This is a genomic window from Sorangium sp. So ce295, from assembly GCF_051527405.1.
Taxonomy (GTDB): domain Bacteria; phylum Myxococcota_A; class Polyangia; order Polyangiales; family Polyangiaceae; genus Sorangium; species Sorangium cellulosum_B.
Window position 1 is genome coordinate 8,076,142 of the sequence record NZ_CP150324.1, and the last position, 20,372, is coordinate 8,096,513.

The window sequence follows — 20,372 nt, forward strand, 5'->3', positions numbered from 1 at the left end:
CTCCTTGAGGAGCCGGATCAACTGACGCGCGACACACGCGCGCCTGAGCGAGTCGCTGGACAGGTACCGCATCGGGCTGCTGTAATTGCCAGCCTGAAACACAGCAGGATCAACCAAGGATGACACCCCACGGCCCGCCGCAACCAGCACCCGGAATGAGCAAGACCGCCGTCGCTTTCCTGTTTTTGTTCATCGGGCTCGTGGTGGGGTTCTTCGCCGGAATCGGCGCGACGAAGGCCGGCGCTGCGTTCCTCGAAGATCTCGCGTCGAGCGAGGCGCCTGCCGATCTGGCGCACGCCCGGAGCTATGCGCGGCCCGGCTTCTCCTTCAAATACCCAGGAAACTGGAGAGTCGAGGCGGACCCGCCGGACAATGATCCCGATCACCACGTGAACGTCGAGAGCCCCGGCTCGTGCATGACGATGCTCTTCGTCCTTGACGTGCCGACCGATCCCGCGGACAACGTCCAGGCGCAGATCGACGGGTTCGTCCCCAAGCTGCTCTCTGCGCCTGCACGCACGCCGTTTACCACCTGGGGCAAGTACGCCGGACAAGGCATGCTCCTGAAAGGGAAGCTGCTCGGCGTGAGCTCGGGCTCGGTTCGCGTGTTTTCTCACGCGGACGACAAACGTTCGTTCATCGCGGTGGAGCAATGCCATGACGAGGACATGGAGAATGTGAAGCCTGGCCTCGATCTGGTGGAGTCTTCCTTCGACTTCTCACCTTGAGCCTGCGCCGTGGCCCACGGTCTGGAACCATCGCTTCGTGAGCAAACATCGCGGAGCCGGATAGGCCGGATTGCTCACGAACCGTCGCGCGAGCTGCCCAGCGAGCGGCGGCGACCGGCGCCGCGACAGAGCCGCAAGCGTTCGGGAGGCGAGGACGATGAACAAGATCATCAGGCTATACGACGCAGGCCTCGGCCTGCTCATCCCCTGCCCGAGCGGGGTCATCTACTCGAATCAGACCTGTGGAAACATTTGCATGCAACCCGAGATCGAGGGCGTATTCGTTCCGCTCGACGCCGAAGACGGGTGGCGCTCCCTCGCGGCGCACTTCGAAGGACCGAAGTACATGGGCAGCGGCGCGATGCTCGGACTCGACCGGGAGGACGCGGATGTCGTTGACCGCATCCTGCGCGAGTGTCGCATCGTTGGCATCGTGACCGACCGGGCGCGTCTCGTGGACTCGCATGAAGCGTGGGTGCACGCTGTGATAGAAGGCGAATCGGATTGGAGCCCTTTCACTGGGTTCGGCCCGTACCCGCGCCCTGGGATTCTCACCTGGCCCAATTCCGATTGAGGACCGCGCGCTCGTCGGGCGCGAGCTGCTCGGCGGCGAGCGCCAGGCGACCCTTGTCCTCGGCAGTCCTCGGCTGTCCGCTCGGTACTGCTCGCTCCGGCGCGATCGTTCACGTCCTCCCGCGCCTCGTCGCTTGCCACGGACGACCGCAAGAGGTACCTCGTCCCCATGCCCAAGGACGCCAGAGTCTTCGTGTTCGATCACGTCTCGGTCGGTGTCGAGAACCTCGAGCGTGCTGCGGAGTTCTACGACGCCTGTCTGGCGCCGCTCGGTTTTGTCCGGCTCTCGCAAAACGCCCGGCACGTGGCGTATGGGCCCGAGGGATACGAAGCTGAGCCGCCCTTCGCCATCGTCGCGTCCGGTCCTGACGCGAAGGCGCCCGGTCGAGGCTTCCACCTCGCCTTCGTTGCCCCGAGCCGCGAGGCGGTCGATCGCTTCCATGCGGAAGCCCTCAGCAAGGGCGGTGTCGATGAAGGACCGCCCGGCGTTCGCGAGAGCTACGATCCCGGCTACTACGCGTCGTTCGTTCGAGACCCCGACGGCCACCGGCTGGAGGCGGTGCTGCACGAACGTTGACCGTGCGGCCGTCGGCCGGCTCGATCGCCGACCTGCTGGGCGGGGGGCCTCTTGGCCGATCGAGGCTCCGCCCGGCCCGTGGCCGGTCCGGCCGCCGCGGCTCTCGGAGCGCCTGGCGTACGAGCTCGCGGATGAGCTCGAGCTCGAGTCGTGATAGAAACGGACGAGAGGGGTCGCGATGCGCCGGATCATGTACGTGGAGAACAGCTCATTTCACGGGAGAGAATCATGTCGTCTGTCGTTCTCTTGGGTGATTCAATCTTCGACAATGGTTCGTATACCAACGGCGAGCCCGATGTCGCATCGCACCTCCGCGCTCTCTTGCCCTCCTGGCGAGTCACCCTGTGCGCGGTCGACGGTACGACCACCTCTGATATCGGACCCCAGCTCGATCGGCTACCGAAGGACGCGACCCACGTCCTCCTCTCGCTCGGCGGGAACGACGCGCTCTCGAACGCCGACATTCTCGGACTGCCCGTCCGGTCGACGGCCGAGGCGCTGGACATATTCCGCGAACGCGTGGACGCGTTCGAGCAATCCTACTCATGGGCGCTCGAGGCCGTCGTCGCGCTCGGTCGACCGACCACGGTCTGCACGATCTACAACGGCAACCTCGCTCCCGGTGAGGCGGAGCGAGCTCGCATCGCCTTGATGACGTTCAATGACGTCATCCTCCGTCAAGCTTTCTCGCGCGCGCTCGACGTCGTCGACCTCCGCCTTGTCTGCTCGGAGGTGGGGGACTTCGCGAACGCCATCGAGCCGTCGGGCGCCGGCGGCTTGAAGATCGCACAGGCGCTCGTCCGCGCGCTGGGCGCCGCCGCAGTCCAGAAGCGAGCGACGACCGTGACCGCCGGCTAGAAAGCCGTTGCGGCTGCGCGAGCCGACCGCCGTTTCGACTCGGCACCAGTCCACGTCGCCCCACATGAATTTCTGCGGCGGCTCCGGATGCGCCGGCGTCGACGTTCCAGGAGCAGCCAAGGCGGAGGTTGCGAGGACTGCTCCATGGATGAGCGCCGAAACAACGACGGCGAGCGCACACGCGCCTGGTTTGAGGCCGAGCCCGGCGACTCGGGGTGCAGGCGGAGCGCTTGGAGGAACCGGCGAGGGGCTCCGATAGGGACCGCTCACTCGAGGGCGCAACACGTCGTCCACCTCGTGCACGACACCTCGAGGCGTGCTGGGTTCCCGATCGAACGCGATCGGCCCCCAGGCGCAGAACGAGGCCGTCGGACGAAGCCGAACGCTACAGATGGCACCTCGAACCGGCTCATCTGCTGCCGTGTGCGGTAGAACGTGGTAGCATCGCACCACGACGATGCCGGTCCGGGATGCCTTCCGTTGGACAGAAGGAACAAGACCTCCCGCAGCGAGCGGAGATCCGAACCATGCGAACCACCTGGATCGTTCAGACGAACGTCGAGCCTGGATCGACATCCGAAAGATTGTCGAGTGCAACTGCTTCAACGGAAGCCGTTTTTACTCGGCAGACGTGGAGCGCGTCGTACGAACCGTCTCCGAGCATCAGGAGCGGGCAACCTCGATCATGCCGACCTCTGCCCAATCAGGCGCTGGTGCCGACGGGCGCGTCGCGCCCGCGGCGCAGCGCAAGGTCGTTGGACTGGTGCCGGTGACCTGGTGAAGCCATGGCGTGGAAGACTCTGCTGGATGATGCCCGATGGAACCACCGAGACGACCCGGCCCGTGCCGACGAGCTCGTTGGGCGGGCCATTCGCTCTGCGGAGGCGGAGACCGAAGCAGCGGAGCGCGTGCGCGCGTTCGAGTCGATCGCCGACTACCTTGACGGCCGAGAGCGGTGGGCGGAGGCGTCCATGGTCTACGGCCGACTGATTGACCTGCTGCGAAAGAATCACGCTTCACAGGATGAGCTTGCGGCGCGGCTCGCGCGCCATGCCGAGATCGAGTCGAGCGCCGGCGATCCGGAGTCTGCCGCGAAGCTGCTCGAAGAGGCTCTGAGTCTTTGGGGCGAATCGTCACGAAGCACGCTGGAGCGGGGCGCTGCATGGTATGAACAGCTGGCCGAAGCGCGATCGGCGGCGGCACGCCATATCGCCGCGTCCGCGGCGCGCAGCCGTGCGACCGAGCTTCGCATCGAGGCTTCCGGCGAGTACTACCAGCCGCGTGTGATGCGGCATGCGAGAAGTGACGGTACCGTCGAATACGCCGTCCACGATGTCTACTTCTCGTTGTACGGCGACCACCAGAATTCAACGATGGGATCCAGCGATGGCAGACAAGAAGATCTCGAAGACCGAACCCGAGTGGCTCTTGCTGCTCGGGCCGCATCGCTACCGAATGCTCCGCTACGGCAACACCGAACGTCCGTACACGGGGCAGTACTGGAACCACCACGGCACGGGCGTCTATCGATGCGCCGGCTGCGGAACCCAGCTCTTTTCGTCGCAGACGAAATTCGACTCTGGGACGGGCTGGCCCAGCTTCGGCGCAGTCCTCGACGAGAAGCGGATCGAGCGCCGAGCCGACCGGAAGCATGGCCTCGATCGGGTGGAGGTCGTATGCGCGCGCTGTGATGGACATCTGGGGCACGTCTTCGATGACGGGCCAGCGCCGACGGGCGAGCGCTTCTGCATCAATTCCGCCTGCCTCGAGTTCGAGAGCGAATGACGCGCTAGGCGGCGAACGTCACGTCGACAGCTGGGCCGTGACCGGCAGGTCCCGCCGAGCGCCGCTCGGAGCGCCCGGGGTGTCGCCGGGGAGTGGGATGCCCTCGGCCACGAGGCGCTCCAGCTGCTACATGGCCGGTCGGCCGGCTGGACAGCCAGGCAAACCGATTACCCGAGCAGCCATACCGCCGGGCTCTGCTCGACACGTTCGCCGGCAAGTATCCCAGCGCTGTCGAGGATCTCGGTCCACGGCAACGCTGCGTACCCGGCACGGTGGGCGAGGTCGGCGCCGAGCGCAGCGACGAGCAGGGCGTGCGCCGAGGGCACGTTGTACCCCGCGGCATAGAGTGGGTTGAGCTCAAGAACCACTGGCTGGCCGTCTCGAACGAAGGCCACGTCAGCCACGTAGTTCGCCGGGAGATCAGCCGTGAGGAGCGCAGGGACAAGGTCGCGAACCGCCCGCTGCACCACGTCGCGCCTGGCAGTGAGCTCATCGACGAGGAGCCGGCGCGCGTCGTCGATGAGGACATCGAAGGGGCCGTGGTAGCTGGCCATGAGGAGACGGCCACCCAGCACCGTCAGCCGCACTTCGAAGGGCACCCGGATGGCGTTGCGGTCGCCGGGAAGGGTGGCGAGCTCGATGCGCTCGAGGTCGAGGTGCTCGCGCAAGGCGAGGCCACCGACATCGAGAGCGACACGCAGGCGGCGGACCACCTCGAAGACCGTGGCCTCGATGTCCGCCTGGTTGCTGCCGTAGTAGAGCTCCGGGTTGGCGGACTTGGCCGACGAGTAGAAGCCGCGGACGAAGACCCCGGCGTGGGGATCGATCTCGGCATCGAAGAGGGCGCCGTAGATCGCCTCGGTCAACAGACGGCGCACGGCCGCGGGAGAGTCGATCGCGGCAGCGACGGCGGCGTCCACGGGCAGTAGCGCGGTGCGTGGCGTGGGGACACCGGCGTTCGTGAGCACCGAGTAGAATCGATCGAGCCCGAGGACCCGCTCCACATGCTCGGGGAGGTCGAGCACACACGCGGCGCCGGCAGCGACCGCTCGAGCGAAGATGGAGTGGTATGCGGCGCGGGGTAGCATCGGCAGTTCGATCCAGGACACACTGCCGCTGACCCCCTGCGGCGCGTCGAGCCGGGCGGCGTCGCAGACCACGAGGTCCCAGCCATGAAGGCGGGCGAGCTGGGCCCAGAACGCATGGCGACGCCGGATCATGGCCACGTTGCGGGGGTCGGCCTGGGCATCGAAGGCACGGTTGAGGTCGGAGAGGAGAGCGACGCGGGACACGGGTCCAGCATCGCACTTTTCACTGGATCAGGACGACTCGGCGCCCCTCAGGGTCGGCCGGAAGCAGAGCAGTCCGCGGCGACTAGCCGCGCCGCGGCGGCGGGCCTAGGAGACCGCGCATGCCCGCAGCCACCCAGATCGGCATCCCCACGCTGGTGCGCATCAAGCCCGGGGCGCTCCCGCGCAGCGGGCTCTACCTCGCGCGGGCGGCGCGCCGCCACGTCCTGCTGCTCGCGAGCGCGGGGACGCCGGCCGCCATCGAGGCGGCGATGCGCGAGGGCCTGGACGCGCAGGCGATCGAGGTCGTGGCCCGGCGCGAGGTCGCCTCGGCCAGCGTCGAGGAGGCCTCGGCGCTCCTGCCCGCGCTCCCCGCGCGCTGCGACGCGATCGTCGGGCTCGGCGGCGGCCGCGCCCTCGACACGGCCAAATACCTCGCGTCCCTCGCCCGGCTGCCGTTCCTCGCCGTGCCCACATCGCTCTCGAACGACGGCTTCTGCAGCCCTTCGGCGAGCCTCACGGTGGGCGGCAGGCGCCGCTCGCTTCCGTGCGCGGTGCCGTTCGGCGTGGTTGTCGACACCGAGGTCTGCCTGCGCGCGCCGGAGGTCCTGTGGCTCTCCGGCGTGGGCGATCTCGCGGCCAAGGTCACCGCGGTCCACGACTGGAAGCTCGCGTTCCACGCGCACGGCGAGCCGGTCAACGACTTCGCCGCCCTGCTCTCGGACGCGACCGTGTTCCAGTTCATGGCGCGCCCCCGGCGCGACCTCGAGGGCATGCGCCTGCTCGCGACGGCGCTCATGCTGAACGGCATCGCCATGGAGATCGCCGGGTCGTCCCGGCCGGCGAGCGGCAGCGAGCACCTCATCTCGCACGCGCTCGACCAGACCTCCAGCCGGCCGCGGCTCCACGGCCTGCAGGTCGGCACGGCCGCCTACGTGGTCAGCCAGCTGCAGGGGCGGGACACGGACCTCATCGCCGCCGTCCTCGACGCGACGGGCTTCTGGGAAGCGATCCGGGCAGACCCGTTCTCGCTCGACGAGTGGATCGAGGCGGTCCGCGTCGCGCCGGAGATCAAGCCCGGCTACCACACGGTCCTCTCCTCCCGCGACTGCGTATCCGAGGTCGAGGCGATCCTCCGGACCGATCCGCGCCTGAAGGGGTGCTTCGCCTGACCAGCCAGCCGCGCTCACTCCGCGCCGTGGCCCTCCTGGAGGTGCCGCGCCAGCAGGCTGTCGCCGAAGTCGTCCTGGAGGTCGCGGAACACGGTGTGGATGTGATCGCCGCCGCGGTTGTCGTACTCGATGAGGTGGGTGGGGCCGTGGATCCGGTAGTAATGCGACTGCTTCGGCGCGGCGCCGCCCGCCCAGGCGAAGTGCAGGCGCTCCACGCCGGCGCGCGCGATGCGGCCGAGGTGCCCGTCGGCGACGTCGGCGGGGAAGTTGCGGGCATAGACCTCCAGGAGGCGCAGCAGCGCGGCGCGCTGGGCCGGGGTCATCTCGGCGGCGGGCAGGCCGTCGAAGCTCGCCAGCGCGGCCCGACGGGAGGCCTCGGTCACGAGATCGGGCGGCGCCGCGGGGGCGATCACGGCGCGCTGACGCTGCGCGGGGGTGAGGGAGGCCAGCAACGCGCGGCCGAGATCCTCCTCGAGCGCGAGCACGCGCAGGCCCTTCCGCGGACCCGAGGGCACCTCGGCCGGGTTGGCGCCCAGGAACGCCGGGGTGGTGGCCACGCCGCCTCCTGCAGCGGTGAAGTTGAGCGAGACGTGGTGTCCCTCGAAGCGAAAGCCCCACGGGGCCTGGGGCCCGGGCTGGCCGAAGAGGGCGAGGTGGTAACGGCCCGGGTCGCGGAACGCCGGGTTGCCCTCGATGCCCCCGAGGATGCCCTCGAGCAGCAGGACGCCCTCGAGCTTGCGGTAGCCCTCCGGGCCAAGGCCGGCCCGGAGCAGCGCGTGCGCCGCGCTGCGCTCGCCGCCGTCCATGTCGCCGATCGCGAGGCCGGCGCGGCGGCGCGGGACGTAATGCCAGTCCTCGCGCTCGCCGCTCTGGAACGCGAGCAGCGCCCGGCCGCGCGCCTCGCCGTCGAGGCCGTCCAGGAAGGCGCGCGCGGAGGCCGCGATCGCCTCGGCCGTGGCGCGTCCCGCAGCGCCGCCGGGCGGAGGCGCGGCGCCCGGAGGCCCCGCGGGCGCCGGAGGCTCGGGCGGGGCGGGCAGGGCGCCCTGCCCGGCGGCCTGCTGTGCCGGCGCGGGCGGGCTGCCCGGCGCGGCGGCGGGCTCGCCGGCCGGGCCTTCCTGGGTTCGCATGCTGTTGCACGAGGTCGTCGTCACGAGCGCGAGCAGGAGCGCGATCCACGAGCGGGGCCCGGAAGGGCGGGCGCGGCGCGGCCGGAGCGCGCGCGGGGCCGCGCCGGCCCGCGCGATCGTGCCGTCACCGGGGCTGGCGAGGTGATGTCCCGCTGATCGAGGTGTGGCGCTCACGTCTGCCGGTGCGCGGCTCAGGGATTGAGGTGCGCAAGCGCGGTGATGATGCGTTCGGCGGTGTCGGCGGGCCAGTGAAAGACGCGGCTCACGGCACGCTGGTGCGCGAATCCGTGCAGGCCGAACCACAGCGCGATCGCGTCGGCGACCGGGTCGACGCTCCTGGAATGCCCGGCGGCGACGCAGCCGCCGAGGGCGTCCACGAGGATTTGCAGGGCTTCTCGGCCGAGCGTGGTCAGGTCCCGCTCGGTCACGGAGCTGTCGCCCAGGGTGGGCATCCAGAGGCCACCGAACATGGTGCGGTAGCGCTCTGGATGACTCCGGGAGAACTCCAGATAGGCGTTGCAAGCGGCGTACAGCCGCTCTCGTGGATCGTCGCCGGCCTCTTCCACGGCGCTCCGCAGCCTGCTCTCCAGCTCGGCGAAGGCCTGCTGCACGACGGCCAGCATGATGGCCGGCTGGTCGGGGAAGTGGGGGTAGATCGAGGGGGCGGCGATCCCGACCCGGCGGGCTACCGATCGCAGCGTGATGGCCCGTTCGTCGCCGGCCTCGTCCAGCAGCTCGACCGCCGCGGCCACGATATCGGCGCGCAGGCGGGCGCCCTCTCCTCGGCGGTTGCGGCCGCGGGCCGGTTTCTGTGCGGCCGATGCCGCCGTTCCGCTGTCTCCCATGGCGTCACCTTACACCCCAAAGCTTATCGCCGTTAGCCCTCGCAAGCTCGAGTTAACGTAATAAAAATCACATTTGTAAGCAGACTGCCGCGCAGCCTGCAGGTCCGCATCCGCGAGCTTCCGGCGCGCCCGCCAGGCGCTGGGGCGCTTTTTGTTGGCCGGCGTCAGTTGACAATCGTTAGGTGACAGTCATAAGGTTACACACGTAAGGCAACGCCGATGGCGTCTCCTGCTTCCTTTCACACCCCACGTTCTCGGCTCGCACCCATGACCCGGAGGTTTCCCGCCATGTTCACCGCCACCGCCACCGCCGACGCCGACATCGCGCTTCCCTCGGGCGAGGTCGACAACCGCGCGACCTACATCAGCTTCGGGCTCGCCTACGTTCTCGGTCACGGCGCCGCGGCGATCTCCAAGGGAGCCAGCCCCCTTCTCGCGTTGCCCGGCTGGGTGCCCATGATGCTCCTGGGAGCGGGGCTCGCGGTCGGCACCGTCTACGCCACCGTCGCCGCCACCCGCGCCCAGCGCGGCGTGAGCGAGTCCGACGCCCTGTCCGGCAAGTTGCTCGGCGCTTCCTGGCTCAGCGCCTTCACCGCGCTGTTCCTCGCCATCACCGGCCTTTCGTACACCCTCGACATGCCCGACCTGCAGCCCATGCTCTGGCCCACCGGCTCCGGCCTCATCGTCGGCCTGATCTACGTCAGCGAAGGCGCCGCCCGCCGCAACCTGCTGCACTACGGCCTCGGCACCTGGCTCGCCCTGATCTCCACCGCAGCGCTCTTCCTCGGTACTCCTGGCATCTTCTGGGTCCTCGCCATGGCCGGCGGCGGCGGCTATGCCGTCGCCACCGTCCTCGAGCGCCATCGCCTGACCGCGCGCGGGAAGCACGCGCTGACCCATCCAAAATGAAGCGGAAGGTGGTGTGATCGAGCGTCGGCGCCGCGCCCTCGAGCTCGCGGGCGCGGCGGTTCGCGCCGGTCGACCCGGTCTTGCGCGCCTCGACGCATGGGCCGCAGTACATGCGCTCGCGCTGCTCCACGTGCCAATCGCTGGCGCCGGCAAGATGGATTGAAGGGCATCGTGTCGATTCCAGACGGCCCGCCTGCGACCATCCCGGCACCCCGATCGCAGGCGCCGGACGCCCTGCACGTCACGAAAGGCCGCCCAGATCGGCCCTTCCTCGCCGCCCGACGCCCGTCGACGCGCACGGCACGGCTCCTTCCAAGAGACTGCACGGCGAGACCGTCGCCGTCGCCGAGAGCGACGCCGGTCCCGTCGTCTGGGACAACTATTAGCGCCTGCTCCCGATCACGGGCCGTCGGTCTCCTTGACAAGGCGGGGGCAGCGTCAGGTACGCTGCCTTTCCACGATGCGTGGGCGCGGCACGACAGGGTGGGGTCGGAGCTCATGGCGCTCCGCGCTGAGCGGCGGTCAGCGGTCAAGGGGGCTGATGACGCCGAGAAGGCCGCGGTCGATGATGTGGGTGGAGATCATCGTGGTCCGCGCGAGCTCTTTCTCGTGCCGCCGCGCGACGGCGTCGAGCTGGGCCTGCAGATCGTCGTGCGCCCGAGCGGGAAACCGCCGCCGGCCGACACACGGGCGCTCTGTGTGGGTCGCAGCTTGCCCCACTCGTCCATGCTTCCCGACAACGCTGATGGCGCCATATCTAACCTTCTAAAACAGGGGTAGACATTCCGACCTCTTACGGATGGAGCACATTGGATGCAGCCCTTCGACGACCTGGCTATTCCGCATTCGATCGAGATTGTGGACGCTCAACGCGCCGTCTGGATCGCTGGCCCGAGGTGCGTGCGCCATGAGGTCGTCGGCGAGGTATATAACCCGGACCAGATGCGGCGAGTGGTCTCGGCCGTGCACGGTCGAACGGACGCGCTCATCCAGGCATGGCTGCTACCCGATCCGCAAAATCCGCACGATCCGAACGCCATCATCGTCTGGGTGCTCGGTGGGAAGGTTGGCTATCTGCCGGGCGAGCTGGCCTTTCAGTGGAAGCCCCTCTTCGCTAGTTTATATGGCCGGTACGGAGCCCACGTGGCCTGTCAGGCACAACTCGATCCGCCGTCCCACTCGAATCAAGGGTCCTTCGGCGTGGTGGTCTGGCTCCCTGCCTTGCCATCGCCTCAACCAGCGCCGTCGCAACGCGTAGCCTCGTCAATGACCGCGCCAGCGCCGCAGCCCGCGGCTGTGGCCCGGCAAGCACTCGCCTCAGCACCGCCCGCGCAATCCCCGCCGTTCATGGCGGCCGTTGCCGGGCAGTCGCTGCCGTTGGCCACACAGGAGCTGGAACAGCTCCGCACCGAGTTGAGGGCCGCTCGGAGCGATATCGCCCGCACGCAGGCCGAGGCGAAATCAGCCCAGGACGCAACCGCCGCAGCGCATCGAGAGCTCCGTGCCGCCCAAGAGGCACTCAAGGCGGCGACGCGTGATCCCGACGAGCTCGAGCGGATCCGAGGCGACATCGTGCGCGCCAAGGCGGAGTTCGAGGCCGCGAATCGTGCGCTTCGGTCCATCGAGGAGGCTCTCGACATCCAGTCGTTTGGCTTCTACGCGCCCAAGTATGGGTTTGAGTCGTCCGCACAATACACCGCCCGCCTCAAGGGAACGCGCGACGAGCAGCAGATGCTCATCAAGGAGGACAAGGCGGCGCCGTGCGACACGAAGTGGTCCGTCGGCGGTAGCGCAGCGGAGGGCAAGAAGATGATCCGCCAGCAGTCGAAGCTGATGCTGCGCGCCTTCAACGGTGAATGCGACGCTGCGATCGCGAAGGTTCGGTATGACAACGTCACGACGCTGGAACAGCGGATCACGAAGGCCTACGACGACATCAACAAGCTCGGCGAGGTCCAGCGCGTCTTCATCTCGCGTCGGTACTTCGACCTGAAGCTCGCCGAGCTGCACCTCGTGCACGAGCACCGCGAGAAGGTTCAGCAGGAGAAGGAAGAGCAAAAGCGCATCAAGGAGCAGATGCGCGAGGAGCAGAGGGCCCAGGAGGAGATCGATCGCGCCAAGGCCGATGCCGAGAAGGAGGAAGCCAAGTCGGCAGCCGCGCTCGCTCGGGCACGCGCGGAGCTCGCCGCGGTGGACGCAGCTGCGGCCGCAGAGGCAGCCAGGATCGAGGCCGCGGGAGTCGAAGCGGCCGCCGCGGAAGTCGCGCGCGCCGCGACGGCGAAGCAGCACGAGAAGCTCGAAGCCCTCGTGAACCGTCTCGAAACTGACCTCAAGGACGCGCTCGATCGGAAAGCGAAGGCGATCGCGCGCGCGCAGCTGACGAAGTCCGGCCACGTCTACGTGCTGTCGAACATCGGTTCGTTCGGCGACGGCATCTACAAGATCGGCATGACACGCCGGCTGGAGCCGCTCGAGCGTGTCGAAGAGCTCGGCGACGCATCGGTGCCGTTCCCGTTCGATGTGCACGCGATCATTTACTCTGAGGACGCGCCTACGCTGGAGGGCAAGCTCCATCGTGCCTTCGCGGCTCGCCGGGTCAATATGGTGAACCATCGCAAAGAGTATTTCCGCGTCACGCTCGAGGAAATCCGCGACGCCGTCCAGAGCCTTCACGGTCTCGTGACGTTCCTGCTCGTTCCAGCGGCCGAGGAGTACAGGAAGACGCAGGCGGCTGCGGACGCGTCTCCCACTGGGCTCGCTGCTGCTCCACCACCAGAGCTCGCTCCCGCGGTGAGCTCCTTTGCGGCGGGTTGACGCGCCCCGGTCTGCTCGAGGACGTCCGCGGACCGACCTGCCGCGGACGCTGAATCAGGTGCGCATCGCATCGGCGAGGCGCCTCGAGGGCAGCCCCTCTACCGTATCGCGAGCCCGGTGCGCTCCCAGCGGCCCAGGCCCTTCGTATCGACGGAGAAGTAGATCACAGCGGCGACCCCTTCGATGGCCTCGACGGACACGGGGCCGAAATGCCGCGAGTCATGCGAGTTGTCCCGGTTGTCGCCGATGACGTAGACGCTCCCTCGAGGCACCGTCGCATCGATCGCGGCGCTCGACGCAGGAACGCCGGGGGTGCGCAAGATCGGATAACGCCTCCCGTCGAGGGTCTCTTGCCATAACTCATGAATCTGCCCGTCGTCTCCTGGGATGCGGTGCTCCGCGCCGACGAGCTCCGAAGGCACCTGGCGACCGTTGATCCGAAGACCTCGATCATCGATCTGAACGCGATCTCCGCCGGTGGCGATGATCCGCTTGATGAAGCGCTGGCCCGGGTTCGCTGGGGAGCGGAACACGACGACATCGCCCCGGCCGGCCCGCTCGCCACGCTTGTCTTTCAGCACGAAGAGGTGGTCGCCCGGGATCACGGTCGGGCTCATGCTCCCGGAAGGCACCTTGAAGGACTCGATCACGTGCCGCCGCACGGCGAGCGCCGTGCCCGCGGCGCGCGCGGCGTCCGTCGCGACCTTGACCCTCATGACGAAGCCGTCGGGAGGAGCCGCCGCGATCTCCAGCGCCTCCAGGCCCGCCGCCCCGCTCTGCCGGGCGGCGGCCAGCGCCTCGCCGAGCCGCGTTCCTGCGAGCGACGCGTCGGGGCGACCGGGCGACGATAGCCTCGCCTCCAGGTGATCGGTGACGGTCGCGACGAGCTCGATCGGGGCATTGGCGGACCCGAGGTCGGCGACCACCGCGGCGCCGCTGCGGGAGAGCGCTTCGTCCAGCCGCCGCGCGAGCGCCTCCTTCGCGCCTGGGCCGTCAGCGAGGGCGCCGGGTGTCGCGACGCGCACGCCGCCGTGGGGCAGCGGGACGATCTCGAGCGGACCGACGCGGAGCCTGCCACCGTCCTGCTCGGCTTCGAGGAGGCAGCCCACGTCCTCGATCGTGAGCGAGCCGAGGATGTCGGCGCGAATCTCCGATGGCACGGCGACGGCGATCTGAACTCGCGAGATGCTCCGCTCGATGTCCACGCCGCACCGCGCGGCGCCCCATCCGATCACGGCGCTGACATCGGCCGCGGGCAGAGCCTTCAGCTCGAGCTGCGCGAGCAAACGCGTCTGTGCAGGCGCCCGCATCGCGAACGTCCGCCGCTCCTCTGCCGGCTGGGGCTCCGCCGGCCCCGCCGGCGCCGGTCCGATCGCCGCGCTCGGCCCGGGCGTGCTCCCGCCGCAGCCTGCGAGGGCGAGGAGATAACCCGCCGCGAGGGCAGACGCGACCAGGAACGAACCGCGGACGATGCGACGAGCGCGGGGCGCCTCGATGCGCATGGCGAGCACCCCGCGACTGCAGCTCTCCTGGGCATCGTATGTCGGCATGGGGCGCAGGATAACACGATAACCCGTGTGAGCCCCCGCCGGCCACGCCGGCGACTTCAGCCCCCTCTCGCTCCGGGCCCCGGCACACTCCAGGTCGCGACTTGACAGCTCCCCAGGATCCAGCACAATGAACGGCATTTCGCTCATCACAAGGGCCGCCAATCGACGAAGGAAGACCGTGGAGAGCAAGACCAAGAACACGAAGACACGCCCGCAGATCGCGGCCATGGCCGCCAGGGCGTTCGGCGGCATGGCGCTCGCGGACGGCGAAGGCGCCGTGGTCGAGCTGAAAGACGGCTGGTTCAACGCGGCGTACAGCGTCCGGCTCGCCGATGGCCGGGAGGTCATCCTCAAGATCGCGCCGCCGAGAGGCGCGGAGGTCATGTTCTACGAAAAGAACATCATGGCCACCGAGGTCGCCGCCATGCGCCTGGTCCGGCGAAACCCGGCCATCCCGGTGCCCCAGATCTACCATTTCGACGATGCCCGCGACCTGTGCGACTCGGACTATTTCTTCATGGAGAAGATCGCCGCGGACAACCTCGAGCACGTGAGAGCGAGCCTCCCGCCCGAGACGCAGGCGTCCATCGACGTGCACATCGGCGAGATCGTCCGGGAGATCAACGGCTTCACCGGCACCTATTTTGGTTACGATGGGAACCCGGACCTGCGCGCGAGCACATGGCGAGAGGCGTTCACCAGGATCATGGAGTCGGTGCTGGAAGACGGCGCCCGGAAAGGCGTGGCGTACGACCAGGGCTACGACGAGATCCGCGCCGCCGTCCACAGGCACGCCCCGGCATTGGACGAGGTCACCACGCCCTGCCTCGTCCACTGGGACGTCTGGAACCCCAATGTCTTCGTCAAGGAAGGCAGGGTCGCCGGCATCATCGACTTCGAGAGGGCGCTCTGGGCCGATCCCTTGATGGAGGCCCAGTTCCGGCTGCTCTCCGCCGAGGGCATCACCAGCTGCATGCGCGGCTACGGCAAGACCTCGTTCACCTTCGAGGAAGAGCGAAGATGCCGCCTGTACTCGCTGCACCTCGCCCTGGTCATGAACACGGAGTGTTACTACCGCAACTACGACACCGATTCCATCCTCAACCTCTCCAGGCAGTGGATGGGCGAACACATGGCCTGGCTGAGCGCAAACTGAACGCTCATGGGCGAGAGCTCCAGGGTTGAAAAGCTGGGGACCGAGCGGGTCGGGAAGCTGCTGCTGGAGATGTCTTCCCAGACCACGTTCTCGCTGCTGGTCTTTACCGTCTACAGCCTCACGGACATCTACTTTCTCTCCGTGGGCGTCAACGCGCTGGCCGCAGCCGCGGCCTCGATCATCTCGCCGGTCCAGATCGCCCTCGGCGCCGTCGCCACGACCGTCGGGGCCGGCGGCGCCTCGGTGGTCTCCAGGGCGCTCGGCGAGCAGGACCTGGAGAAGGCCTCCCGGACGGTGGCAAGCACCTTCCTGATCTTCTGGACGGCGGCGCTCGCCATCACGGTCCTGGGCTCGGTCTTCATCGAGCCGCTCGTCTACCTGCTCGGGGCCACCGACAGCGTCGCCCCCTATGCCATCGAGTACGGGCGGATCATCTTCCTCGGCGCCATCACCGGCACCGGCTACTCGGCCATCGTCAGGGCGGATGGCAACGCCAGGTACTCGACCGCCATGTGGATCGTCCCGATCTGCGTCAACATCGTCCTGTGCTGGCTCTTCATCCTCGTCTTGCAGATGGGCGTCTCCGGCGCCGCCCTGGCGACGGTCTGTTGCCAGGCCACCTCGGCCGGCATGGGCCTCCACTTCTTCTTTTTCAGGAAGAACCGCTCCTATCGCATCAAGGCGTCTTACTTCAAGCCGGACTGGCCCATCCTCATCGAGGTGGTGAAGATCGGGTCCCCCTCGCTCATCAAGAACGCCAGCGTCAGCCTGATCGCCATCGTCACCAACAACCTGCTCCGGCGGATCGGCGGCGACAGCGCCCTGAGCGTGTTCGCGATCGTAAGCCGGCTCTACTCCGGGATGCTCGCGCCGCTGACCGGCATCGTCCAGGGGATGCAGCCGCTGGTGGGGTACAACTTCGGCCAGAAGAAGCTCGAGCGGGTGCGGGAGGCCATCCGGCTCTCCCTTGGCGCCGCTGTCGTCTATGGATCGCTCGTCTGCGGCGCCTGCCTGGTGATGCCGGCCGCGCTGATCGCCCTGCTGTCCAGGGAGAGCGCGATCATCGCTGAAGGGCAGACCGCGCTGCGGCTGCTGGCGCTCTCTTGCCCCCTGACCGGCGTGGCCATGGTCACGGCGGCCTCGTTTCAGTCGGTGGGCCGGGCCAGGGAGGCGCTGCTGCTCACCCTCGGGGGCATCCTGCTGGTCAAGCTGCCGGTGCTGCTGCTGGCCTCCCGCCTGTTCTCCCTGACCGGCATCTGGGCCTCCGAGGCGATCTCGGAGCTGATCCTTTGCATCGTCTCCTTCATGCTGCTGAAGAACGCGCGCGCCGGTTCTGGGCATGGCATGGCAAGAGCGCCTGACGCGGGCTGAGCCTGCCTCCAGACCGCCGAAAACCGGCGTAGAGGCCGTCTGCGTACCGCGAATGTGTCCATTGACACTCGTCGCGCGGTGCGGCTATACACTCGGCCATTCGCCTGCTGGCCGACACCGCTCGTCTCGAAACACAGCAGGTCCGGACGTAAGTAAACAGAAGCAACGATACCAGCCGCGGCGCGCGGCTGAGGAGGGAGGCATCGATGAAGCTCTATGAGTTCGCTCCTACCCGCTCGATCCGTGTGCGCTGGGCGCTCCAGGAGCTCGGCGTGGATTTCGAGACCGTCCAGGTCAACCTCCGGGCCGGCGAGAATCGCCGCCCTGAGTTCCTCAAGCTCAACCCAGCCGGCAAGCTCCCCGTGCTCGTCGACGGCGACCTCGTGCTCACCGAGTCCGTTGCCATCGTGCTCTACCTGGCGGAGAAGTACCCCGAGAAGGGCCTGCTGCCGGCAGACCCCAAGGAGCGGGCCAAGGTCAACCAATGGCTGCTGTTCGCGGCGACCGAGCTGGAGCAGCCGCTGTGGCGCATCGCGCGTCACAAGTTTCTGTATCCGGAGGACAAACGCCAGCCTGGCGACATCCCCGTCGCCCGCGACGACTTCAAGGCCATGGCCGCCGTGCTGGAGAAGCACATGGATCAGCGGCAGTTCGTCGTCGGCGACCGCCTGACGGTAGCCGATCTCGTGATGGCCTACACCCTCGACTGGGCCAGCGAGGCCGATCTCCTGGGCGACTTCCCGCAGCTGCGGACCTACATGGACCGGATGTACGCGCGCCCTCACGCGGCCCCGCGCATCGCCCAGGCGTTCGCCAGCCTCAACGCTTGAGGGGCAGGTGGCTGGAGGAGCTCTCGCCCTCCAGGCCGAGAGCCTGCTCGCCGCCGCCGTGGCGCAGCGCGCGCCCGCCCGGCACGCAGCGCGCGCTCGGCGACCGCGCGCCCCGGCAGGTCGGCCGGGAGATCCCCCGCGATGCCCGCCCGCGATGATAGAGTGGCGCGATGAGCCGCCGCGTCAGCAGCGACGGGACCGGGAGCCTCCAGATCCACTTCGCCTTCGATCGCAGGCTGGTGGAGGTCGTGAAGTCGCTCCCGTCCCGCCGCTGGAATCCCGAACAGAAGACCTGGCGCGTCCCGGAGACGCACGTGGTCGCGGTGGTGGAGGTGCTGCTCGCCGAGGGGTTCGGCTTCTGCGAGGTGACGCAGCGCCTCTACCGGGAACGCGGCGGGGCCCTCGCCCTCGATGAAGGGGGCGTCACGCCGATCCCCGCCGTGGAGCCGGCCCGAGCCGATGAGCCGCGCAATGGGGACGCGCGGCCGAGGCCAGCGGTGGCCGCGTCCGACTTCACCGTCTCGAAGCTCAACGGACAGGTCCGCGCCGCGCTCGAGGCGGCGTTTCCAGCCTCGATCTGGCTGGTGGGCGAGGTCTGCGGGTTCAACCGGGCCGCCCACAAGAGCATCGTCGGCTTCGAGCTCGTGGAGCGCGACGCCCTCGGAAAGGAGATCGCCCAGGTCAAGGCGACCCTCTTCGAGAGCGCGCGCGCCGAGATCGAGCGGCGCCTCGCCGCGGCGGGCGACCCGTTCCAGATCGAGGACGAGATCCAGATCCGCGTGCGCGGGCGCGTGGAGCTCTACGTCCCCTGGGGCTCGTACCGGTTCCTGATCGAGGACCTCGACGTGGGCTACACGCTCGGCGAGGCCGCCCGGCGGAGAGAGGAGATCGTGCGCCGGCTCGCCGAGGAAGGGCTGCTCGAGCGGAACCGCTCCCTGCCCTTCCCCGCCCTGCCCCTCCGCGTGGGCCTCGTGACCAGCCTGGGCTCGGACGCCTACAACGACGTGCTCGGCACGTTCAGGGAGTCAGGCTTCGCGTTCCGCGTCGTGGCGCACGGGGTCCGCGTCCAGGGGCGGCAGACGGAGCCGTCGGTCCTGAACGCCCTCGACTACTTCCGGGCGCGCGCAGCGGAGCTCGACGTGCTGCTGATCTGCCGCGGCGGCGGCTCGCGCACCGACCTCGCCTGGTTCGACTCGGAGCCGATCGCCCGCGCCGTCGCCACATTCCCGCTCCCCGTGGTCGTCGGCATCGGCCACGAGCGAGACATCTCGGCGCTCGATTTCGTGGGCTTTCGCGAGAAGACCCCGACCGCCGCGGCCGCGATGCTCGTCAAACGCGTCTCGGACGCGCGGGATGAGGTCGAGTCGTCGCTGCTGAGCATCCTCGACCAGGGCCGGCGGGTCCTCCGGTCGGCCTCGTCGGATCTCACCCGCCGGGCGACCCGGGTCCCGCGCTCCGCGTCGCTGCTCATCGCGCGCCGCGCGGGCCAGCTCCAGGAGGCGGTCCGCCAGCTCCGCCAGGGGGCGAGGCGCGATCTCGACGCCGCCTCGCATCGGGTCGACGAGGTGGCCTCGCTCCTCGGGCCGCGCTCGTCCCGGAGGCTGGCGCTCGAATCCGAGCGCCTCGAGTCGCGCGAACGGCGCCTGCGCCTCGTCGATCCACGGCGCGTCGTGGAGCGGGGATATGCGATCCTGCGCACGACGGAAGGGGCGGTGCTCACCGACGCGGCGCGCGCGCCCCAGGGGACGACGCTCATCGCCGAGCTGAAGCGGGGCGTGCTGCGGCTTCGCTCGGACGGATCGGAGGAGACATAGGGTCATGGCAAAGCCGAAGCGCGGGACGAAGGAGCTGTCCGACGGGGACACGACAAGCCCGCAGCGCGCCACGAAAGAGGTCTCGTATGGCGAGGCGTCGTCGCGCCTCGAGGAGATCTTGCAGAACATCGAGGAAGGTCAGGTCGACATCGACGCGCTCTCCGCGCTCGTGAAGGAGGCCGCGGATCTGGTGACGCTCTGCCGCCAGAAGATCCACGCCGCGGAGATCCAGGTGCAGACCATCACCGAGCAGCTCGAGCGCGAGGCGCCGGTGACGACGGACGCGGACGACGAAGACGAGGACGACGAAGACGACGAGTAGCCGGGCGCAGGCGAAACCCATGAGCGCGACGTTCCGGCCCGCCAACTACCGGGATGTCGGCGAGATGCTCGGGCTCTGGCTCGACGTCTCGCCGATCCCTGCCGGCCGCCTGCTCCGCGGCGGGCGATTCGACACCATGACGACGGCGGGCGATCTCGGTTTCCCCGGGACGATACTGAACCTCCGGCGCGGTGCCGATCCTGGTCACCTCACGGGAGTCGAGGTCGTCCACGTCGCCGCGGAGGACGACATCGAGAACTACGACACGCGGCAGCGACGGGTGAGGAGCTGGATTGGAAAGGCTCTTTCCTCGCTCGCGGCCCCCGCCCTCCCCTGGCCTGTCTACGTCCACTGCACCTCGGGGAGAGACCGGACCGGGGTCGTCATCGCGGCGGCCCTGCTCGCGATCGACGTGCCGCGGCAGGTCGTCGCGGAGGAGTACATGCTCAGCGACGGCGCCGACCGCACCGCCATCGATCGGGCCATCGAGGGCATCCTGGAGTGGCTGCCGTCCGCCGAGGTCGACAGGGCAAGGCTGCGGGGCGCGCTGACCTCGGGCGGAGGAAGCTGAGCCGCCGGCACGCAGGGGTCTCCTATCGGACCTTCGAGGCGACCCAGGTCACCCAGGTTGAGGTCGCGCCGGATCGGCGCG

The 20,372-nt window shown here is 68.8% G+C and carries 19 protein-coding genes; 15 read left to right on the top strand and 4 right to left on the bottom strand.

Annotated elements, in window-relative coordinates; translation table 11 throughout:
• Nucleotides 1–155 precede the first annotated feature (155 nt).
• The 5 genes from WMF11_RS30480 to msrB all read left to right on the top strand — a co-directional run bounded on the left by WMF11_RS30480 (nucleotide 156) and on the right by msrB (nucleotide 4,521).
• Nucleotides 156–728: a hypothetical protein gene (locus WMF11_RS30480; RefSeq protein ID WP_437973206.1), complete on the top strand. Its 573-nt coding sequence runs from the start codon at nucleotides 156–158 to the stop codon at nucleotides 726–728.
• Nucleotides 729–885: 157 nt separating this feature from the next.
• Nucleotides 886–1,302: a DUF6210 family protein gene (locus tag WMF11_RS30485; protein WP_437973207.1), complete on the top strand. Its 417-nt coding sequence runs from the start codon at nucleotides 886–888 to the stop codon at nucleotides 1,300–1,302.
• Between the two features lie 168 nt (nucleotides 1,303–1,470).
• On the top strand, nucleotides 1,471–1,878 hold the full coding sequence (locus tag WMF11_RS30490; protein ID WP_437973208.1) for a VOC family protein: 408 nt from the start codon (nucleotides 1,471–1,473) through the stop codon (nucleotides 1,876–1,878).
• A gap of 228 nt (nucleotides 1,879–2,106) precedes the next feature.
• Nucleotides 2,107–2,736 (top strand): SGNH/GDSL hydrolase family protein, encoded by a 630-nt coding sequence (locus WMF11_RS30495; protein ID WP_437973209.1) that lies wholly within the window; start codon nucleotides 2,107–2,109, stop codon nucleotides 2,734–2,736.
• 1,386 nt (nucleotides 2,737–4,122) lie between these two features.
• Nucleotides 4,123–4,521: a peptide-methionine (R)-S-oxide reductase MsrB gene (gene msrB, locus WMF11_RS30500; protein ID WP_012238023.1), complete on the top strand. Its 399-nt coding sequence runs from the start codon at nucleotides 4,123–4,125 to the stop codon at nucleotides 4,519–4,521.
• Nucleotides 4,522–4,688: 167 nt separating this feature from the next.
• Here the strand turns inward: msrB and WMF11_RS30505 are convergent, their stop codons facing one another.
• Nucleotides 4,689–5,813: an ATP-grasp domain-containing protein gene (locus tag WMF11_RS30505; RefSeq protein ID WP_437973210.1), complete on the bottom strand. Its 1,125-nt coding sequence runs from the start codon at nucleotides 5,811–5,813 to the stop codon at nucleotides 4,689–4,691.
• Between the two features lie 119 nt (nucleotides 5,814–5,932).
• Between WMF11_RS30505 and WMF11_RS30510 the strand changes: the two genes are divergently transcribed.
• Entirely contained in the window at nucleotides 5,933–6,982 is a 1,050-nt protein-coding gene (locus tag WMF11_RS30510) for an iron-containing alcohol dehydrogenase family protein (RefSeq protein WP_437973211.1), read from the top strand.
• A gap of 14 nt (nucleotides 6,983–6,996) precedes the next feature.
• On the opposite strand, the gene WMF11_RS30515 is transcribed toward WMF11_RS30510, so the two are convergent.
• Complete coding sequence (locus WMF11_RS30515; protein WP_437973212.1) at nucleotides 6,997–8,109, bottom strand: DUF3500 domain-containing protein; 1,113 nt, start codon at nucleotides 8,107–8,109, stop codon at nucleotides 6,997–6,999.
• On the opposite strand from WMF11_RS30515, the gene WMF11_RS30520 reads away from it, so the two are divergent.
• Nucleotides 8,108–8,254 carry a hypothetical protein gene (locus WMF11_RS30520; protein ID WP_437973213.1) on the top strand — a complete coding sequence of 49 codons (147 nt, stop codon included), beginning with the start codon at nucleotides 8,108–8,110 and terminating at the stop codon, nucleotides 8,252–8,254. The two genes, WMF11_RS30515 and WMF11_RS30520, sit on opposite strands and share 2 nt — an antisense overlap.
• 46 nt (nucleotides 8,255–8,300) lie before the next feature.
• Here WMF11_RS30520 and WMF11_RS30525 read toward each other — a convergent pair whose 3' ends face one another.
• The gene (locus WMF11_RS30525; RefSeq protein WP_437973214.1) at nucleotides 8,301–8,954 is read right to left on the bottom strand and encodes a TetR/AcrR family transcriptional regulator; all 654 of its coding nucleotides are present in this window, start codon (nucleotides 8,952–8,954) and stop codon (nucleotides 8,301–8,303) included.
• A 288-nt stretch (nucleotides 8,955–9,242) separates the two neighbouring features.
• On the opposite strand from WMF11_RS30525, the gene WMF11_RS30530 reads away from it, so the two are divergent.
• The gene (locus tag WMF11_RS30530; protein ID WP_437973215.1) at nucleotides 9,243–9,863 is read left to right on the top strand and encodes an ABC transporter permease; all 621 of its coding nucleotides are present in this window, start codon (nucleotides 9,243–9,245) and stop codon (nucleotides 9,861–9,863) included.
• 813 nt (nucleotides 9,864–10,676) lie between these two features.
• Complete coding sequence (locus WMF11_RS30535; protein WP_437973216.1) at nucleotides 10,677–12,677, top strand: DUF4041 domain-containing protein; 2,001 nt, start codon at nucleotides 10,677–10,679, stop codon at nucleotides 12,675–12,677.
• Between the two features lie 98 nt (nucleotides 12,678–12,775).
• On the opposite strand, the gene lepB is transcribed toward WMF11_RS30535, so the two are convergent.
• A complete protein-coding gene (gene lepB / locus WMF11_RS30540; RefSeq protein WP_437973217.1) occupies nucleotides 12,776–14,227 on the bottom strand; it encodes a signal peptidase I in 1,452 nt (483 codons plus the stop codon).
• A gap of 178 nt (nucleotides 14,228–14,405) precedes the next feature.
• On the opposite strand from lepB, the gene WMF11_RS30545 reads away from it, so the two are divergent.
• From WMF11_RS30545 to WMF11_RS30570, 6 genes are all read left to right on the top strand, one after another.
• The gene (locus WMF11_RS30545; protein ID WP_437973218.1) at nucleotides 14,406–15,383 is read left to right on the top strand and encodes a phosphotransferase family protein; all 978 of its coding nucleotides are present in this window, start codon (nucleotides 14,406–14,408) and stop codon (nucleotides 15,381–15,383) included.
• Between the two features lie 6 nt (nucleotides 15,384–15,389).
• On the top strand, nucleotides 15,390–16,754 hold the full coding sequence (locus WMF11_RS30550) for an MATE family efflux transporter (RefSeq protein WP_437973219.1): 1,365 nt from the start codon (nucleotides 15,390–15,392) through the stop codon (nucleotides 16,752–16,754).
• 206 nt (nucleotides 16,755–16,960) lie between these two features.
• Nucleotides 16,961–17,584 carry a glutathione S-transferase family protein gene (locus WMF11_RS30555; protein WP_437973220.1) on the top strand — a complete coding sequence of 208 codons (624 nt, stop codon included), beginning with the start codon at nucleotides 16,961–16,963 and terminating at the stop codon, nucleotides 17,582–17,584.
• A gap of 170 nt (nucleotides 17,585–17,754) precedes the next feature.
• Nucleotides 17,755–19,398: an exodeoxyribonuclease VII large subunit gene (gene xseA / locus WMF11_RS30560; protein ID WP_437973221.1), complete on the top strand. Its 1,644-nt coding sequence runs from the start codon at nucleotides 17,755–17,757 to the stop codon at nucleotides 19,396–19,398.
• A gap of 4 nt (nucleotides 19,399–19,402) precedes the next feature.
• The gene (gene xseB, locus WMF11_RS30565) at nucleotides 19,403–19,720 is read left to right on the top strand and encodes an exodeoxyribonuclease VII small subunit (protein WP_437708425.1); all 318 of its coding nucleotides are present in this window, start codon (nucleotides 19,403–19,405) and stop codon (nucleotides 19,718–19,720) included.
• A 19-nt stretch (nucleotides 19,721–19,739) separates the two neighbouring features.
• The gene (locus tag WMF11_RS30570; protein ID WP_437973222.1) at nucleotides 19,740–20,291 is read left to right on the top strand and encodes a tyrosine-protein phosphatase; all 552 of its coding nucleotides are present in this window, start codon (nucleotides 19,740–19,742) and stop codon (nucleotides 20,289–20,291) included.
• The last annotated feature ends 81 nt before the right edge of the window (nucleotides 20,292–20,372 follow it).

Bases quoted from the DNA above. Each gene is read 5' to 3' on its own strand.
- WMF11_RS30480 (WP_437973206.1), top strand. From the start codon at position 156: ATGAGCAAGACCGCCGTCGCTTTCCTGTTTTTGTTCATCGGGCTCGTG.
- xseB (WP_437708425.1), top strand. From the start codon at position 19,403: ATGGCAAAGCCGAAGCGCGGGACGAAGGAGCTGTCCGACGGGGACACG.
- WMF11_RS30535 (WP_437973216.1), top strand. From the start codon at position 10,677: ATGCAGCCCTTCGACGACCTGGCTATTCCGCATTCGATCGAGATTGTG.
- WMF11_RS30510 (WP_437973211.1), top strand. From the start codon at position 5,933: ATGCCCGCAGCCACCCAGATCGGCATCCCCACGCTGGTGCGCATCAAG.
- WMF11_RS30485 (WP_437973207.1), top strand. From the start codon at position 886: ATGAACAAGATCATCAGGCTATACGACGCAGGCCTCGGCCTGCTCATC.
- WMF11_RS30490 (WP_437973208.1), top strand. From the start codon at position 1,471: ATGCCCAAGGACGCCAGAGTCTTCGTGTTCGATCACGTCTCGGTCGGT.
- WMF11_RS30550 (WP_437973219.1), top strand. From the start codon at position 15,390: ATGGGCGAGAGCTCCAGGGTTGAAAAGCTGGGGACCGAGCGGGTCGGG.
- WMF11_RS30530 (WP_437973215.1), top strand. From the start codon at position 9,243: ATGTTCACCGCCACCGCCACCGCCGACGCCGACATCGCGCTTCCCTCG.
- WMF11_RS30495 (WP_437973209.1), top strand. From the start codon at position 2,107: ATGTCGTCTGTCGTTCTCTTGGGTGATTCAATCTTCGACAATGGTTCG.
- WMF11_RS30515 (WP_437973212.1), bottom strand. From the start codon at position 8,109: ATGCGAACCCAGGAAGGCCCGGCCGGCGAGCCCGCCGCCGCGCCGGGC.
- lepB (WP_437973217.1), bottom strand. From the start codon at position 14,227: ATGCCGACATACGATGCCCAGGAGAGCTGCAGTCGCGGGGTGCTCGCC.
- WMF11_RS30525 (WP_437973214.1), bottom strand. From the start codon at position 8,954: ATGGGAGACAGCGGAACGGCGGCATCGGCCGCACAGAAACCGGCCCGC.
- WMF11_RS30570 (WP_437973222.1), top strand. From the start codon at position 19,740: ATGAGCGCGACGTTCCGGCCCGCCAACTACCGGGATGTCGGCGAGATG.
- msrB (WP_012238023.1), top strand. From the start codon at position 4,123: ATGGCAGACAAGAAGATCTCGAAGACCGAACCCGAGTGGCTCTTGCTG.
- WMF11_RS30555 (WP_437973220.1), top strand. From the start codon at position 16,961: ATGAAGCTCTATGAGTTCGCTCCTACCCGCTCGATCCGTGTGCGCTGG.
- WMF11_RS30520 (WP_437973213.1), top strand. From the start codon at position 8,108: ATGCTGTTGCACGAGGTCGTCGTCACGAGCGCGAGCAGGAGCGCGATC.
- xseA (WP_437973221.1), top strand. From the start codon at position 17,755: ATGAGCCGCCGCGTCAGCAGCGACGGGACCGGGAGCCTCCAGATCCAC.